The organism is Roseovarius sp. S88 (assembly GCF_037023735.1).
GTDB lineage: Bacteria > Pseudomonadota > Alphaproteobacteria > Rhodobacterales > Rhodobacteraceae > Roseovarius > Roseovarius phycicola.
In genome coordinates this window covers 1,670,808-1,683,939 of record NZ_CP146069.1, presented here as the reverse complement: position 1 = coordinate 1,683,939, position 13,132 = coordinate 1,670,808, and the positions used below count along the sequence as shown (strand labels likewise).

Annotated in this window: 18 protein-coding genes and 1 pseudogene; all 19 read right to left on the bottom strand. The window is 59.8% G+C overall.

The annotated features are described in order from the left end of the window. Nucleotides 1–3: 3 nt before the first annotated feature. The 19 genes and pseudogenes from RZ517_RS08545 to fabF all read right to left on the bottom strand — a co-directional run bounded on the left by RZ517_RS08545 (nucleotide 4) and on the right by fabF (nucleotide 13,112). On the bottom strand, nucleotides 4–447 hold the full coding sequence (locus RZ517_RS08545; protein WP_338551026.1) for an NlpC/P60 family protein: 444 nt from the start codon (nucleotides 445–447) through the stop codon (nucleotides 4–6). Then, nucleotides 444–1,334, bottom strand: a complete 891-nt coding sequence (locus RZ517_RS08540) for a DUF2163 domain-containing protein (RefSeq protein WP_338551025.1) — start codon at nucleotides 1,332–1,334, stop codon at nucleotides 444–446. The genes RZ517_RS08545 and RZ517_RS08540 overlap by 4 nt, the downstream gene beginning before the upstream one ends. Then, a complete protein-coding gene (locus tag RZ517_RS08535; protein WP_338551024.1) occupies nucleotides 1,331–1,963 on the bottom strand; it encodes a DUF2460 domain-containing protein in 633 nt (210 codons plus the stop codon). The genes RZ517_RS08540 and RZ517_RS08535 overlap by 4 nt, the downstream gene beginning before the upstream one ends. 15 nt (nucleotides 1,964–1,978) lie before the next feature. Further along, nucleotides 1,979–2,638, bottom strand: a complete 660-nt coding sequence (locus tag RZ517_RS08530) for a phage tail tape measure protein (protein ID WP_338551023.1) — start codon at nucleotides 2,636–2,638, stop codon at nucleotides 1,979–1,981. After that, entirely contained in the window at nucleotides 2,631–2,849 is a 219-nt protein-coding gene (locus tag RZ517_RS08525) for a rcc01693 family protein (RefSeq protein ID WP_338551022.1), read from the bottom strand. The genes RZ517_RS08530 and RZ517_RS08525 overlap by 8 nt, the downstream gene beginning before the upstream one ends. Beyond that, on the bottom strand, nucleotides 2,846–3,166 hold the full coding sequence (locus RZ517_RS08520; RefSeq protein ID WP_338551021.1) for a gene transfer agent family protein: 321 nt from the start codon (nucleotides 3,164–3,166) through the stop codon (nucleotides 2,846–2,848). Before RZ517_RS08520 ends, RZ517_RS08525 begins: the two co-directional genes overlap by 4 nt. A gap of 5 nt (nucleotides 3,167–3,171) precedes the next feature. Next, on the bottom strand, nucleotides 3,172–3,585 hold the full coding sequence (locus RZ517_RS08515) for a phage major tail protein, TP901-1 family (RefSeq protein WP_338551020.1): 414 nt from the start codon (nucleotides 3,583–3,585) through the stop codon (nucleotides 3,172–3,174). Between the two features lie 26 nt (nucleotides 3,586–3,611). Continuing rightward, nucleotides 3,612–4,025 (bottom strand): DUF3168 domain-containing protein, encoded by a 414-nt coding sequence (locus RZ517_RS08510; protein WP_338551019.1) that lies wholly within the window; start codon nucleotides 4,023–4,025, stop codon nucleotides 3,612–3,614. Then, nucleotides 4,022–4,360, bottom strand: coding sequence for a head-tail adaptor protein (locus RZ517_RS08505; RefSeq protein WP_338551018.1), 339 nt, complete (start codon nucleotides 4,358–4,360; stop codon nucleotides 4,022–4,024). The genes RZ517_RS08510 and RZ517_RS08505 overlap by 4 nt, the downstream gene beginning before the upstream one ends. After that, nucleotides 4,357–4,959 (bottom strand): head-tail connector protein, encoded by a 603-nt coding sequence (locus RZ517_RS08500; protein ID WP_338551017.1) that lies wholly within the window; start codon nucleotides 4,957–4,959, stop codon nucleotides 4,357–4,359. Before RZ517_RS08500 ends, RZ517_RS08505 begins: the two co-directional genes overlap by 4 nt. A gap of 145 nt (nucleotides 4,960–5,104) precedes the next feature. Next, the gene (locus RZ517_RS08495) at nucleotides 5,105–6,286 is read right to left on the bottom strand and encodes a phage major capsid protein (RefSeq protein WP_338551016.1); all 1,182 of its coding nucleotides are present in this window, start codon (nucleotides 6,284–6,286) and stop codon (nucleotides 5,105–5,107) included. A 39-nt stretch (nucleotides 6,287–6,325) separates the two neighbouring features. After that, nucleotides 6,326–6,880: an HK97 family phage prohead protease gene (locus tag RZ517_RS08490; protein ID WP_338551015.1), complete on the bottom strand. Its 555-nt coding sequence runs from the start codon at nucleotides 6,878–6,880 to the stop codon at nucleotides 6,326–6,328. Between the two features lie 34 nt (nucleotides 6,881–6,914). Continuing rightward, complete coding sequence (locus RZ517_RS08485; protein ID WP_338551014.1) at nucleotides 6,915–7,328, bottom strand: hypothetical protein; 414 nt, start codon at nucleotides 7,326–7,328, stop codon at nucleotides 6,915–6,917. Next, complete coding sequence (locus RZ517_RS08480) at nucleotides 7,321–7,623, bottom strand: hypothetical protein (RefSeq protein ID WP_338551013.1); 303 nt, start codon at nucleotides 7,621–7,623, stop codon at nucleotides 7,321–7,323. The genes RZ517_RS08485 and RZ517_RS08480 overlap by 8 nt, the downstream gene beginning before the upstream one ends. Then, on the bottom strand, nucleotides 7,620–8,804 hold the full coding sequence (locus RZ517_RS08475; RefSeq protein ID WP_338551012.1) for a phage portal protein: 1,185 nt from the start codon (nucleotides 8,802–8,804) through the stop codon (nucleotides 7,620–7,622). The genes RZ517_RS08480 and RZ517_RS08475 overlap by 4 nt, the downstream gene beginning before the upstream one ends. Nucleotides 8,805–8,896: 92 nt before the next feature. Beyond that, nucleotides 8,897–10,155: pseudogene (locus RZ517_RS08470) on the bottom strand (DNA-packaging protein). 10 nt (nucleotides 10,156–10,165) lie between these two features. Next, nucleotides 10,166–10,573, bottom strand: coding sequence for a hypothetical protein (locus RZ517_RS08465; RefSeq protein ID WP_338551011.1), 408 nt, complete (start codon nucleotides 10,571–10,573; stop codon nucleotides 10,166–10,168). A 119-nt stretch (nucleotides 10,574–10,692) separates the two neighbouring features. After that, nucleotides 10,693–11,853 (bottom strand): endolytic transglycosylase MltG, encoded by a 1,161-nt coding sequence (gene mltG, locus RZ517_RS08460; protein ID WP_338551010.1) that lies wholly within the window; start codon nucleotides 11,851–11,853, stop codon nucleotides 10,693–10,695. Beyond that, nucleotides 11,853–13,112: a beta-ketoacyl-ACP synthase II gene (gene fabF / locus RZ517_RS08455; RefSeq protein ID WP_338551009.1), complete on the bottom strand. Its 1,260-nt coding sequence runs from the start codon at nucleotides 13,110–13,112 to the stop codon at nucleotides 11,853–11,855. The genes mltG and fabF overlap by 1 nt, the downstream gene beginning before the upstream one ends. Between the last annotated feature and the right edge of the window lie 20 nt (nucleotides 13,113–13,132).

Genomic DNA, 13,132 nt, shown 5'->3' with positions numbered 1-13,132 from the left:
GTTTTAAATCTCCTCGGGGAATGCAAAACGGGCCACGATGCGCCGCCGCCACGCGTTGGTCAGAGAGCTTTCCACCACCCCATGACCAGAATAGGCGTGAACAAATTTTGCCTGCGATCCGGTCTGTGTAACCACGCCCAGATGCTTGGCCACCGACCCGTCACGCATGCGAAAAAGCACCACATCGCCCAATGTGGCCTCCTCCCGGTCCTTGGGGCGCAAATGCCGCCCCGCTGCGCGCCATAGCACTTCGTCCCGCGCAGGCTCTGACCAGTCCATACTGTAGGGCGGCACCGCCTCGGGCTCTGCCCCGTAGAGCGCACGCCAAATCCCCCGGATCAGGCCAAGACAATCGGCCCCCGCCCCTTTGCGGCTGGCCTGATGCCGATAGGGTGTGCCAAGCCAGTCCCGCGCCTCAGCCACCACACGCGCCTCAACCCCGCTCATGCCCTGCGGCTCCCGCCATCCAGAACTTGTGCGCGGGTTGGGTCGCTGATCGACCAGTCATCTCCGGGAATGTCCGGAAAGCCCTGAAAATTCAGGAAATTACTGAACTTGGCTTGACAGGTTTCTCGCGCCTTGTCGCATCCCGCCTCAAGGCGCAATGTATCGCCTGGCGCAATCTCTGCCCGGATCGGATGCCAAAGCTCCAGCACACGCGCATCGGCCATCTCACTGTCGCTCTTGATCAGGCCTGACAACCCTGCGGCCTCTCCGTCCAACACGCGCAGCACGCCATGCCGGAACCACCCCGGATAAAACCCGGCGAGCTCAGCAAAACGAAACACCCGCCGACCTTCGATCGTCTCAACCGGCACGTCAGTCGTGTAACCCGGTGTGCTGAGGTCAAACCCACACCCGTCATCCCCCAAAACCGCCGAGCATGGCTTTTGAAAAACCCGTCCCAAAGGCACGTTTAGCTTGTCTGTCAACCCGCGCAGCTCGGCCTCAAAGGCCCCGCCCGCACGGCGGATTTCCCCGATCGTGCCGCGAAAAAGAAGCTGCCGCTCTTCCACATTGGCCCAATTGACCAGCCACGCCCGCACCTTGGCACCGTCATAACGCCCGGCCTCAATATCCGCATCGCGAATGGCCGCATCGCTCAGCGCCCCCACCGCCTCGGAATTGTCCACCGACAACCCCGTGGTTTGCTGCAACGCCGCTGCGGAAAGCCCTGTTTCTGCTTTGAAAACGACGTTCTCAAAACTCAGATCCATATCGTGATCTGTAAAGCCAAGCATCTCACCATCACGGCGCGTCACCGCCCAACAGCGCGCCGTTGTCGCCTGCCCGGTCTGCAAATGCGTCTTCAGTCCGGCATCAAACCCGCTCATACGCGCACCTCGACGATGGGCACGTTGGGCACTTCTCCGGCCTGAAAACTGGCCAGGCTGGTGTGAATGCGGTCGGTGTCAAACCGCACCGGGACATCGAATTCAAACCCGGCGGTAATCGGAACGCCGGTGTTCACAGGATGGGCAAAAGTGACCACGCCGGTTGTAACATCCACGCTGTAATGCACGCCCTCTTGCTGCGCATCACCGCCCAGACCCACACGCACCGTCCCGTCCACAGGTTTGGTGATCGGCCGCGCATAACTCGTCTCACCCGAGCGATACGTCTTGATCAGCTGAAACGCATCGGTCACGTCATCTCCGGTGCCAATGATCTGATCTTCATAGGCAATCTCACCGAGCGCCGGGCAGGATTTGTAATCCGTCCAATCCTTCCAGCGGAACCCGTAGATCTGCCCTTGCCGTGCCTCAAAAAACGCGATCAGCGTCTCGATATCATCGAGGCTGCGCATGGCCACGCCCGCGTCATAGCGCCTGCGCGAATGACGCCAGGGCGTGTTACGCTCTTCAAATCCATTGGCCAGCGTGACCACATCCGTGTACCGCTCTGGCCCGCCAATCGAGCCAAAACTCAGGCTCGCCGGAAAACGTATCTCGTGAAAGCTCATGCTCTGCCCCTTGATTTAGCGATTGCGATTGCCGCGCCCGATCACGCGCCCCAGTTGGGCGGCGATCTGTGCCTGTGAGCGGCGGAACCCCTCAACATCGGGGGTCGAGACATTCATCACCACGCTGATCGGTTGGCCACCCCCACCGCGCACCCCCAGCTTGCCATCGGCCCCACGTGCCAGTGGCATGATCGCCTCGGGTCCGGCCTCCCCCATCAGACCCATGCCACCGCGCATTGGAAACGTCGTTGGCCCGCCGATCACGCCCCCATTAGCAAACGGTTGCACCCTGCCCTGAGCAAAGCTGCCGCCCTTCTCAAACGGAAGCAGATTGCCCACCAGCGCCCCGATCCCATCTGAGATCAATCCACCCACCTGATTGGTGACAGGCCGAACGGCGGCGTTGAACACCGAGTTCACCATGGAATTGGCCAAATTGCGCAGGGAGTCAGACAGGCTGTCACCATCCACAACCGCGCTGCGCATCGCTTTGGTCAGCCCTCGGCTAAAGCTACGCTCCATACGCGCCGCATCTTGGCCGGTGCCCGCAAAGCTGAGCTTCACGCGCGCCATCTCGTTGTTGAACGCCGCCGCCATATCGCTTGCCGCGCCCAGGTTTTCATCCAGCGCTGCAATCTGCGCATCCAGTTCATCAAGCCCGCCGATCTCAGTCATGTTTCACCTCGTTTCGTTGGTCGGGATATGCCGAAAGCAATTCTTCCAACCGCGCGCGTTTAAGAGGTTTGAACCCGGTAGGCTTGCCCAGCATCAGTTCAAACTCAGCCGGCGTCAGCGCCCAGAATATCGCCGGCGATAGACGCAGCATGCCAATCCCGGCCTGCATCAACCCGGCCCAGTCAAACCGCTCTGTACCCGCCCCACTCATGCGCTATCAGCACTCAAAAATGCGCGCGTCAAAAGCTCCGCCGCCGCACGCGCTGCGCCCACCGGTCCACCCTCAATCTCTGCACTGAGCAGATCCTCGGCCGCGCCAGTCCACCCACCTCCGCGCAGCCCGGCCACAATCAGTGCCAGAACATCGCGGCTGGAAAATCCACCGGCCTCGAACCGCTTGATCAGCGCCAGCAGAGAGTCCGCCTCAAGCCCTGCCTCAAGCTCGGCAAGAGACCCAAGCGTCAACTTCAGCACGTGGCGCTTGCCATCAATCACAAGCGCCACTTCTCCGGCATAGGGGTTCGACATGCCCTTTACGCCGCCACAAAGCTGAGTTGGCCAGCTGACGAGAGCGCCAACTCATAGGTCGCTTCGCCGTCATGCGTGCCCGCATATTCAATGGAACTCACCTGAAACGGCCCTTCAATGGTGCCGAAATCCGGAATCACCACCTGAAAATCCGGCATTTCTCCATCGAAAAAGATCTGCCGCGCACGTTCATCGCTGCTTTCATCCCGGAAAATGCCCGAGCCGCTGATCGCGGCTGATTTCACACCCGCCCCGGCCAGTAACTCGCGCCAACCACCTGCGGATTCCAGGCTCGTGACATCTACGCTCTCTGCGTTGAAGCTGATCCGGGTGGCCCGCAGGCCCGCCACAGTCTGAAAGTTTCCGTCGCCTGTAAGGTCGATCTTGACCAAAAGGTCTTTGCCATTTTGCACTGCCATGATGTCTGTCTCCGAAACTGTTGGGGTTACGCGGTGTCGTCCACACGCGCGCGAAAGATGAGGTCGATCCGCCTGAGCGCGCCGGTGCCTTCGCGCTGTGCCCGGGCGCGGTAAAAATTGAGCGAAGAGAGCCTCCCCCGGCTCAGCATCAAAGGCGCATCCACAAGCGCATCACTGATCGCCGCTGCCACCTGCTTGGCGGCATGAAATCCGGCGGCCTCTGTCACCACCGATACCGTGAACCGGTGCCATGCCCCCTGCCCGGTGACATCTGATTGCACCTGTGCGTCCTCAGGTCCGAGCGTCACATAGACAGGGGGCAGACTGCCCTGGGGCAGCGCATCATAAATCGCGCCTGCCACCAGACCATTCAAAGCGGTGTCCGCCGTCAAACGTTGAAAAACTGCTGCCTGCAAAGCGGCTGAAGCGCCGTAACTCATAGCGCCACCTCCTCTTCGCAAAAACAGGTCAGGTAGCGCGCATGCGCATCTGCTTCGGCCACGGCCTGAATGCGAAAAATGCGTAGACCTTCGCGAAATCGCTGACCCGGAGTGGGACGCGACGGCGCACCATATGGGGCCGCTCGCACGATGATGCGATACCCAGTCGTCGACAGGCTCACCGCTTCCCCTGCAGCATCACGGCCCGTGCGCGCCTGGACGTCGGCCCAAACCGCGCCCAGGGACACCCATGTGTCATCAAATCCACCGGCACCATCCGGCGTGCGTTCCCGATGTTCCAGCATCAAATGCCGGTTGAGACGAGGGCCGTTCATGACAAACGCCCTCCGCTCAAAAGCCGGACTGTCCGGTAACGCTCGATCAGGGATTTGACGCCAAACGGCATGTCGGTCTCGCCGCGCCCGGTGTCATGACGGTTCTCATAGTAATACGCCGCCAGTAGAATGACTGCCTGCCCAAGATCGGCGGGCAACCCGCCCCAATCGCTGGCGTAGCCCGCCACGAATGAGAGCTCCACAACCCCACCCGGAGGCACCCCGGGCAAAGCACTGCCCGCGGGCCGCAGGATGGGGCGTTGCGCGTCCCGCTCCAGCACATAATGCGAGCTGTCGATGGTTTCTTCTTCGTCAATCCGGTTGCGCAAAATGAGTGAGATCACGTCGCTCACTGGTGCCACTGGAAGGGCCTGACCCGAGGCATCCCACCACCGGGTCAGTGACCATGAAAAGCTGCGCGTGATCAGAATTTTTCCAGTACGCGCCTCAATCGCCGACACAGCCGCACGCAGATAGCTCTCCAGCAACGGATCCTGCACATCCGCATCTGAAAATCCGGTTCCCATTTTGAGATGCGACTTGAACTCATCCAGCGGGAGCGCGGATTGAGAAACGGCAGTCTCTTCAATTAACATCATGGTTTCACTCCAGAAATTCCAACACATCTCCTTGCTCGATACCACGCACCCGATCTCACACCAAACCAAGGAGACGCGCCTGGTCGCTCGCAAGATGCGCAGGTCAAGACCGGGGGCGCATACCCCCGATCACAAGAGCCAAGGCTCAGGTCAGGCCGAATTTCAGCAGTTTGATCGCCGCAAAGTCGCTCACATCACCGCCCACGCGCTTGGTGGCGTAGAACAGAACATGCGGCTTGGCCGAGAACGGATCGCGCAGCACCCGCAGATCAGGGCGTTCCGCCACAGTATAGCCTGCGCTGAAATCCCCGAATGCAATCGCGGTCGCGTCACTTGCAATGTCCGGCATGTCCTCGGCAATCAGCACCGGATAGCCCAGCAAACGCGCAGGCTCCCCAGCAGCCAGACCATCTGACCACAGGAACCGCCCATCGGCATCCTTCAGCTTGCGCACGGCACCAGCCGTCTTGGAATTCATCACAAATGTGCCATTTGCGCGGTACTGCGCGCCAAGCGCATAGGCCAAATCAACAATCGCGTCCGCCCCGTTGAAATCGCCGTCTGCGCCGGTGGCCACATAGCCCAGATTGCCCCAGCTCCAGCCGCCATTGGCCACAATTGAATGCGTCAGAAAGCCAGTTGGCTTGTCTACACCATCGCCATTCACAAATGCCGCCGCCTCTGCGCGGGCAAACTTGTCGGCAATGCGGCCAGCCAGCCAGGCTTCAATATCAAACGCGCTGTCATCCAGCAGGCGTTGCGATGCCTTCGGCAGCGCATTGAGCTCGTGCAGTGGAATGGAAATCCGATCAATCGACGGTGTTGACGTCTCGGTTGCATCACCGGTCTCAGAGGCCCAGCCATGACCTATATCCGTGTGGTCGATCAGCACATCATAAGACGTGGCTTCGACCTCGACCACATTAGCAATCGCACGCACCGACGCGGTGCTGCCCAGAACGCTTTTGATCGTGGCCGAAGTCTCTGGATCAACCAGATACCCACCTTCCGCCGCAACGGCTGTGCTCAGCGCCTTGCCTTCCAACTCCAGCCCCCGCAGGCCATCATCGTTGCCTGAGCGCAGGTAAGACCCGAACGCCTTTTGATGTGGCGCATCGGCTTGCGCATTTTGCGAAAGTACCGGGCGTTTGGGCCCCATTGATTTACGTTCCATCTTTGTCATCTTGTCGTCCTGTTGCTGAAGTCGCTGTTGAATGTCGGCCTGAAAGCCTTTGAGGTCGCTGACAAATCCCGCCATGGCGGCCTTGATCTCGGTGACCGGAGACAGATCTTCCCCGGCCCGAGACCGCGTCTCGGTGTTGCTCATTTCTCGATCCTGTTTGGTTTCGTGGTTAGGGGCGCGCCACTACATCTGCGCGATCTCCTGTCGGGCGTCCTCAAGGGCCGCCGCCAATTCACGCAAAGTGTCGCTGACCAGGGTATCGTCCTTGGCCCCCACCCGCGCACTGGGCAGCATAGGGAAGGTCACAAGCGACACCTCCCAAAGCTCCAGTTCCTTCAAGAGCCGCTGGCCCTTGTCATCTTTCACCGCCTTGACGGTGCGATAGCCAATGCTCAGCCCGTCAATGGCCTGTGCTGCAATCAACGTGGCCGCTTCTCGGGCGCGCTCTATGCCATCCAGAAGCCGGCCCTTGACATAAAGCCCCTTGTCGTCTTCGCGCACCTCGTCCCAGACACCGATAGGCTGGGCCGGATCATGCTGCCAAAGCATCTTGATCCGGCGCCCTTCTTCGGCAAGCCGCCGCAACGACCCGGAATACGCCCCGCGCTCAACCACATCGCCGCCACGGTCCTTGCGGCCAAAATAGCTGGCATACCCTTCGATGCGCGTGCCATCAGTCACCGTCAGGTCATCATCAAATCGGCAAAACTTGCGCTCAAGCCCGGTTTCGATCTGCATCTTTTTGCTCCTTTCGTCCACGCTTCCGCGGACGTTAACCTTCGAAAAATGTGGTGATCGTCGTCCAAAGCGGATGACAGCGGTGATAGACATGGGCCCGACTGTCCTTGATGCCGTGCAAATCGCGCACCAGCCAAGGTCCGGCATACTGCGCGCCCAATGGGCGCGTTTCGGGGATATCCTCACCATGTGGCTCAAAATCCACGCTCAACCGCACCGGCCCCTCGTACCAGACCAGCGCGAGAAACTCGCAGTGCCGCACTTTGCGGAATCGTACATAAAAACTCGTGCCTTCGCGGGTTTCCTCATCGTGGCTCAGTTCCACGTCCCGCACCACGGGAAACCAACGCGCCTCAAGGACCGGTCCGACCGCAAAAAACGCAGGTGTCAAGGCGAGCGACATGCCAACCACCAGCAAGCTGCTGGAGAATTTCGTGAACTTAAACACCAAGCATACTCCCCTGCATAACAAACGACATGAACCCCCCCAGAATGGCCGCGATGATAAGCCAGACCAGCCGCGAAACATGCCCGTCGATCTTTTCCAGCCTTCGGTCAATTTGGTTAAAACGCGAATCCATGAACTTCTGTTTTTCCTCGCTTACCGCACGCTCGGTCTCCATCGCCGCAACGCTCAGCTCCAGCGAGGTCAGCCGCCGCTCCACATGCCGAAACATGGCTTGCGTGCCGTCAAACGAGGCATAAAGCCCGTCTAGGTCGTTGTTTGTGTCATCAGAGTTCATGCGCCCGCACCCTTCGTCGCCAGACCAAGCAATGCGCGCTTTTCATCATCACTCAAGAATGTCGCCGCTGTGACCCGTGTCCATTGGGCATCACGCTCTGCTGAAAGAGCTGGCACCTGATCCAGATCAGGTCGAAGCTCGAACACATCAATGGAATAGCTAGAAAGCCAATCCGCCACGCTCGCCGCCACTCGCGACACCAAGGGCAGCACTGTCAGCCGGTAAAAAGCGCGGTTGGCCTCTTGGTAATTGGCATAGGTCGCATCACCCGGAATCCCGAGCAGCATCGGCGGCACCCCAAAGGCCAGCGCAATCTCACGCGCCGCACTCTCCTTGGTTTTCTGGAATTCCATGTCCGAGGGCGAAAAGCCCATCGGCTTCCAATCCAGCCCGCCTTCAAGCAGCATCGGTCGCCCGGCATTGCGCGCGCCCTGATGGTGGCTCTCCATCTCATTGACCAACCGGTCATACTGATCATGCGAGAGCGTACCTTGACCATCCGCACCAGAGAACACAATCGCACCGCTTGGGCGTGCCGCATTGTCCAAAAGAGCCTTGGACCAATGCGCCGCCGAATTGTGCACATCCACCGCCCGCGCCGCAGCCTGCATCGGCGACACGCCGTAATGGTCATCTTGTGGGTGAAAGCTCTTGATATGGCAGACCGGAGATGGCCCCTCGCCCACATCAAACCGATGCGCGCGGCCACCGACACTGTATTCATATCCCACGGGCCAGCCATCACTGCCCGGCACGACGCTCATACGGTCCGACCGCAACACGTGCAATTCCATGGGCAAGCCACCCTCAGGTGAGGCAACCGCCTCAAGATACCCGTTCCCGGTCAACAGAAGTTGGCCGTATAGAGCCTCAAAGAGCTCCGCACGCCCCTGCACCGGATTGGGCCGCCGCACCAGATCCAAGGCCGGATGCTCGGAATATCGTGTCTGACGGTCCTGCAAGACGAGCGGCAAAGACGCCGCCGCCTCGGCCACCATCTTCACACAGCGAAATCCAACCGGATTGCCCAGAAACCCCGTGCGCGTCAATGTCGCCGCATCGCGCGGAGACCACGCCACGCGCCCTGCACTGTGCCAGGCCGCGGCGCGACCCACGGCACTTGCCTTTTGTTCGGGCGCAGCTCGTTGAACGCGAGAATTGCGAAATAATTTCAGTACCATATCTGAGGTCTCCTTGACCCGTCACCTTGCTGAAAACCTGCTGCTCTCAACCTCGATGGACATCAAAACCGCAAAGGTTTACGAAAGGTTTATTAGACCGTACGCACCTGAGGGTTGCGCCATTGCGCGGCCGGTTCGATCATCAATTCGCTCAAAGCCCAGACCAGTGCATCCACCCGGTCGGGGCTGCCTGCGCCTTCAAATCCCTTGACGCTCATCGCACACATCTGGTCTTCCAGTTCAGCCAGGCCGCGCACATGCTTCACCCGGCCCTGCTCATAGAGCGCCGCCACCGGCTCGGCTCGCGCCGTCTTGCCGCGTGTCGCATGGACGGTTTTTACCGGTACCAACGGATCCACATTGCGGATCACCTCTGCCACCATGTCACCCCCTTGGTTGACCTCTGCCACCAAACGATCCGCCCCAAACTGTTCCATCGCTCTGATTGCGGCACTTGCCCAGGTCATCGGACTGGCCTCTCCAATGCTGCCATCGGCCAGCACATAGGCCCGCCAATCCTGCACCGGTCCCTTGGTCACGGCGCCCGCCACCACGATCCCACATTCATCCGACCCGGCCCGCCCCGTTACAGGCGGATCAATCGCGACAACAATCCGGTCAAGTTCCGGCACCTCATCAATACGCGCCGCTTCAAGACCCGAGGGCGTCCAAAGCGCCCCGTCCACCTTGTCGATCAAAAGTCCTTCCAGTTCCTGCCGCCCCAAGAGCGTGCCCGCATACCGCGCCTGCACCTCCTCAAGGAAACTCTGCGCCAAACGCGCGCGATTGGCTTCAGTCGCGGCATGGGTGATGACCGTCGAGTCGCGTTCCAGCAGCTCTTTGAGAACCCCGATATTGCGCGGCGTGGTGGTGACGCACACACGCGGGTCTCCCCCAAGCCGCAACCCAAATTGCAGCATGTCCCACGTTTCCCGCGCCTTTCGCCATTTGGCCATTTCATCCACCCAGGCCCCATCAAATTGCGGGCCGCGCAGGCTCTCAGGGTCATGCGCCGAGAAAATCTGCGCTATTGCCCCGTTGGGCCACAAAAGCCGCTTGCGTGTTGGCTGCCAAACAGGCCGCCGGTCAGGCGGAGAACAGGCCAGAATGCCACTCTCGCCAAAGACCATGACCTCACGCACCTGGTCAATCGTTTCCCCAACCAAAGCCATACGCCGGCACTTGCCCGGATAAAGCGGCCGTGACCCTTCAACCTGTGCACGCACCCATTCGGCCCCAGCACGCGTCTTTCCCGCGCCGCGCCCCCCATGATCACCCAGGACCGCCACTTACCCGTCGGTGGCAATTGATGATCCATCGCCCAAAACTCAAAGAGATAGGGCAAGGCCATCGTTTCACCGTCACTCAGATTGTCGAGAAACTCCGCCTGTATCTCGGGCTCTTCTGAGACGATCCAGTTCACATCCAATCGTCTCTTTTGCCCGGTCAAGATCGAGTCCGTAGGACAGGCTGATGCCAAGCTCTTGTTTTTCTCGGTTTGCAAGTTGCGCCTCCGCTTCGATGGCGATCCTGAGCCATTGCCGGATGTCGGCAATCACCTTGGATGCATTCTTCAACTCGCCGAATTCACCAAGCTGGACCCGATCATACATCGCCGACAGCTCCTTGCGCATATCGGCAAGCTGACGTTCCAGCGTGTCAACCGCCTCGGTCAATCCGCTGGGAGTTTCACTGATTGTAATCAAGGGCATAAGCGGGGTTTTGACCTCATTGGTGTTTGTTTCGACAGCGCCTGAGAAGCGGGGCAATACCCCCGACCCGCTAAGGCACGTGAGACAACTCTGCTCAATCAGGCTTAACAAACATTACGCAAACCGTGCGCACCCCGATCGGGGGCCGCAACACATGGTTCAGGCCGTGGAAAATGCTATTGGTCGTCCTGCGCCCGCTCCAGCGCGCGGTAGGCAGCGACGTTCTGGTTATGCTCTTCCAGCGTTTCCGCAAAGAGATGCCCGTCCCGCGGATTGAGCGTTTTAGCCACAAAGAAGATGTAGTCCGTCTCCAACGGCTTCACCGCCGCCTCGATACTGTCGCGTCCGGGATTGGCAATTGGCGTCGGGGGCAAGCCTTCGATGACATAGGTGTTGTAGGGCGTCGCGCGTCGCAACTCGCTTTGCCGCAGACCACGGCCCAAAACACCTTCGCCATTGGTAATCCCGTAAATCACGGTCGGGTCCGTCTGAAGACGCATCCCCTGCCTGAGGCGATTTGTAAAGACGCTGGCCACCTGCCCACGTTCTTCGGCCACCCCGGTTTCCTTTTCGATGATTGACGCAAGGATCAGTGCCTCATAAGGCTCTGTGAGAGGTATACCCTCATCGCGCTCTTCCCAGATCTCAGCCAGGATCGCATCTTGCGCGTCCCGCATCCGCTGGATCACGCTGGCACGGTCATCCCCGGAGCTGAATTCATAGCTGTCAGGCGCCAGGCTGCCCTCCGGCGGCACCTCAGCGACCTCACCTTCCAGCGCATCTATCGAATTCAACGCATTCACGATCTGCCAGCTGGTCACACCTTCGGCCACGGCAACACGGTATCGCGTATCGGCTTGCTCGCGGACTTCGGTGTAGTCGGCGGGCACGTCCTCTCCCACGGCAAACGCTACACGTTCCACAAACCTGTTGGTTGAAGGATCCAGCTCTCTGACTTCAGCCTGCGCCGAATTCACCCCGACCCGATACACCACTTCCGTGCCACAGGTACTCGCCCCGCCGCGCGTGATGATATCGGCAATCTCGTTCATGCTCGATCCTTCGGGGATCAACCAGCTACCCGCTTTCAAGAGCTGCGTCTTGTCCGCATAATCCACACCAATCCGAAAGATCGAACCGTTTGAGACCGCGCCCTGTTCGGCTAGGTTTTCCGAAATCCCGCGCATCGAACTGCCGCGCGGCACCTGAAGGCAGATCGGCTCTTCCAAAGGGCCTGCGCTGCTATACTGGTTTTGCCCCCAAAGGATCGCGCCCCCCAGCAGGAAGACAATCACCACCAGCAAAGTCAGGAAATTCGAGGCGATGTTGCGCCACATTACCGCACCTTCCCAACACACAACGAAGCGTTGGTGCCGCCAAAGCCAAAGCTATTGGAAAGCGCCACATTGATCTCACGTTCTTGCTTGGCATTCGCCGCGAGGTTCAACGGTGTCTCCACGGCCGGATTGTCGAGGTTGATCGTGGGCGGTGCCACCTGATCGCGCACCGCGAGGATTGAGAAGATCGCTTCAATCGCACCCGCCGCGCCCAAGAGGTGCCCGGTGGATGATTTGGTCGATGACATCGTCGCGTTCGAGGCCGCATCGCCCAACAGCGTCTCAACCGCCTTCAACTCAATCGTATCCGCCATGGTCGATGTGCCATGCGCGTTGATGTAGTCTACATCCGCCGGTGTCAGACCCGCATTCTTCAACGCCGCCTGCATTGCGCGCAGGCCGCCATCGCCATCCTCGCTGGGCGCAGTGATGTGATAGGCATCTCCAGACAACCCATACCCCAAGACTTCGGCGTAAATCTTGGCACCGCGCGCTTTGGCGTGCTCATACTCCTCAAGCACAACCATGCCCGCGCCTTCGCCCATAACAAACCCGTCCCGATCCGCGTCATAAGGGCGACTTGCCGCCTTGGGATCATCTGCGCGCTTTGTCGACAGCGCCTTGCATGCATTGAACCCGGCAATCCCGATCTCGCAGATCGACGCCTCAGCCCCGCCCGCCACCATCACATCGGCATCGCCAAACATAATCAGCCGCGAGGCATCGCCAATTGCATGCGCACCCGTTGAACAGGCCGTGACAACCGCGTGGTTCGGCCCCTTGAACCCATAGCGAATACTCACCTGACCGCCGATCAGATTGATCAGCGCACCGGGAATAAAGAATGGCGAGACGCGCCGCACGCCCTTGTCGCGGATAATATTCGTGGTCTCTTCGATCGAGCGCAGCCCGCCAATCCCAGAGCCCATCATCACGCCGGTGCGACAGCGGCTTTCCTCATCTTCTGGCATCCAGTTCGCATCGCGGACCGCCATATCCGCCGCAGCAACGCCATAGCAGATAAAGTCATCCACTTTCCGGCGCTCTTTGGGCTCCATGTAGTCGTCAGTGCAGAACGTACCGTCGCTGCCATCGCCTAACGGCACTTCGCAGGCATATTTCGTCGCAACATTGACCGGATCAAACCGGGTGATCGTGCCCGCACCAGACTGTCCATCCAAAAGACGGCTCCAAGTTTCTTCAACGCCCGAAGCCAGGGGAGTGACCAGCCCAAGGCCGGTGACAACGACACGCCGCATACTGCTGCCCTCTTCCTAAA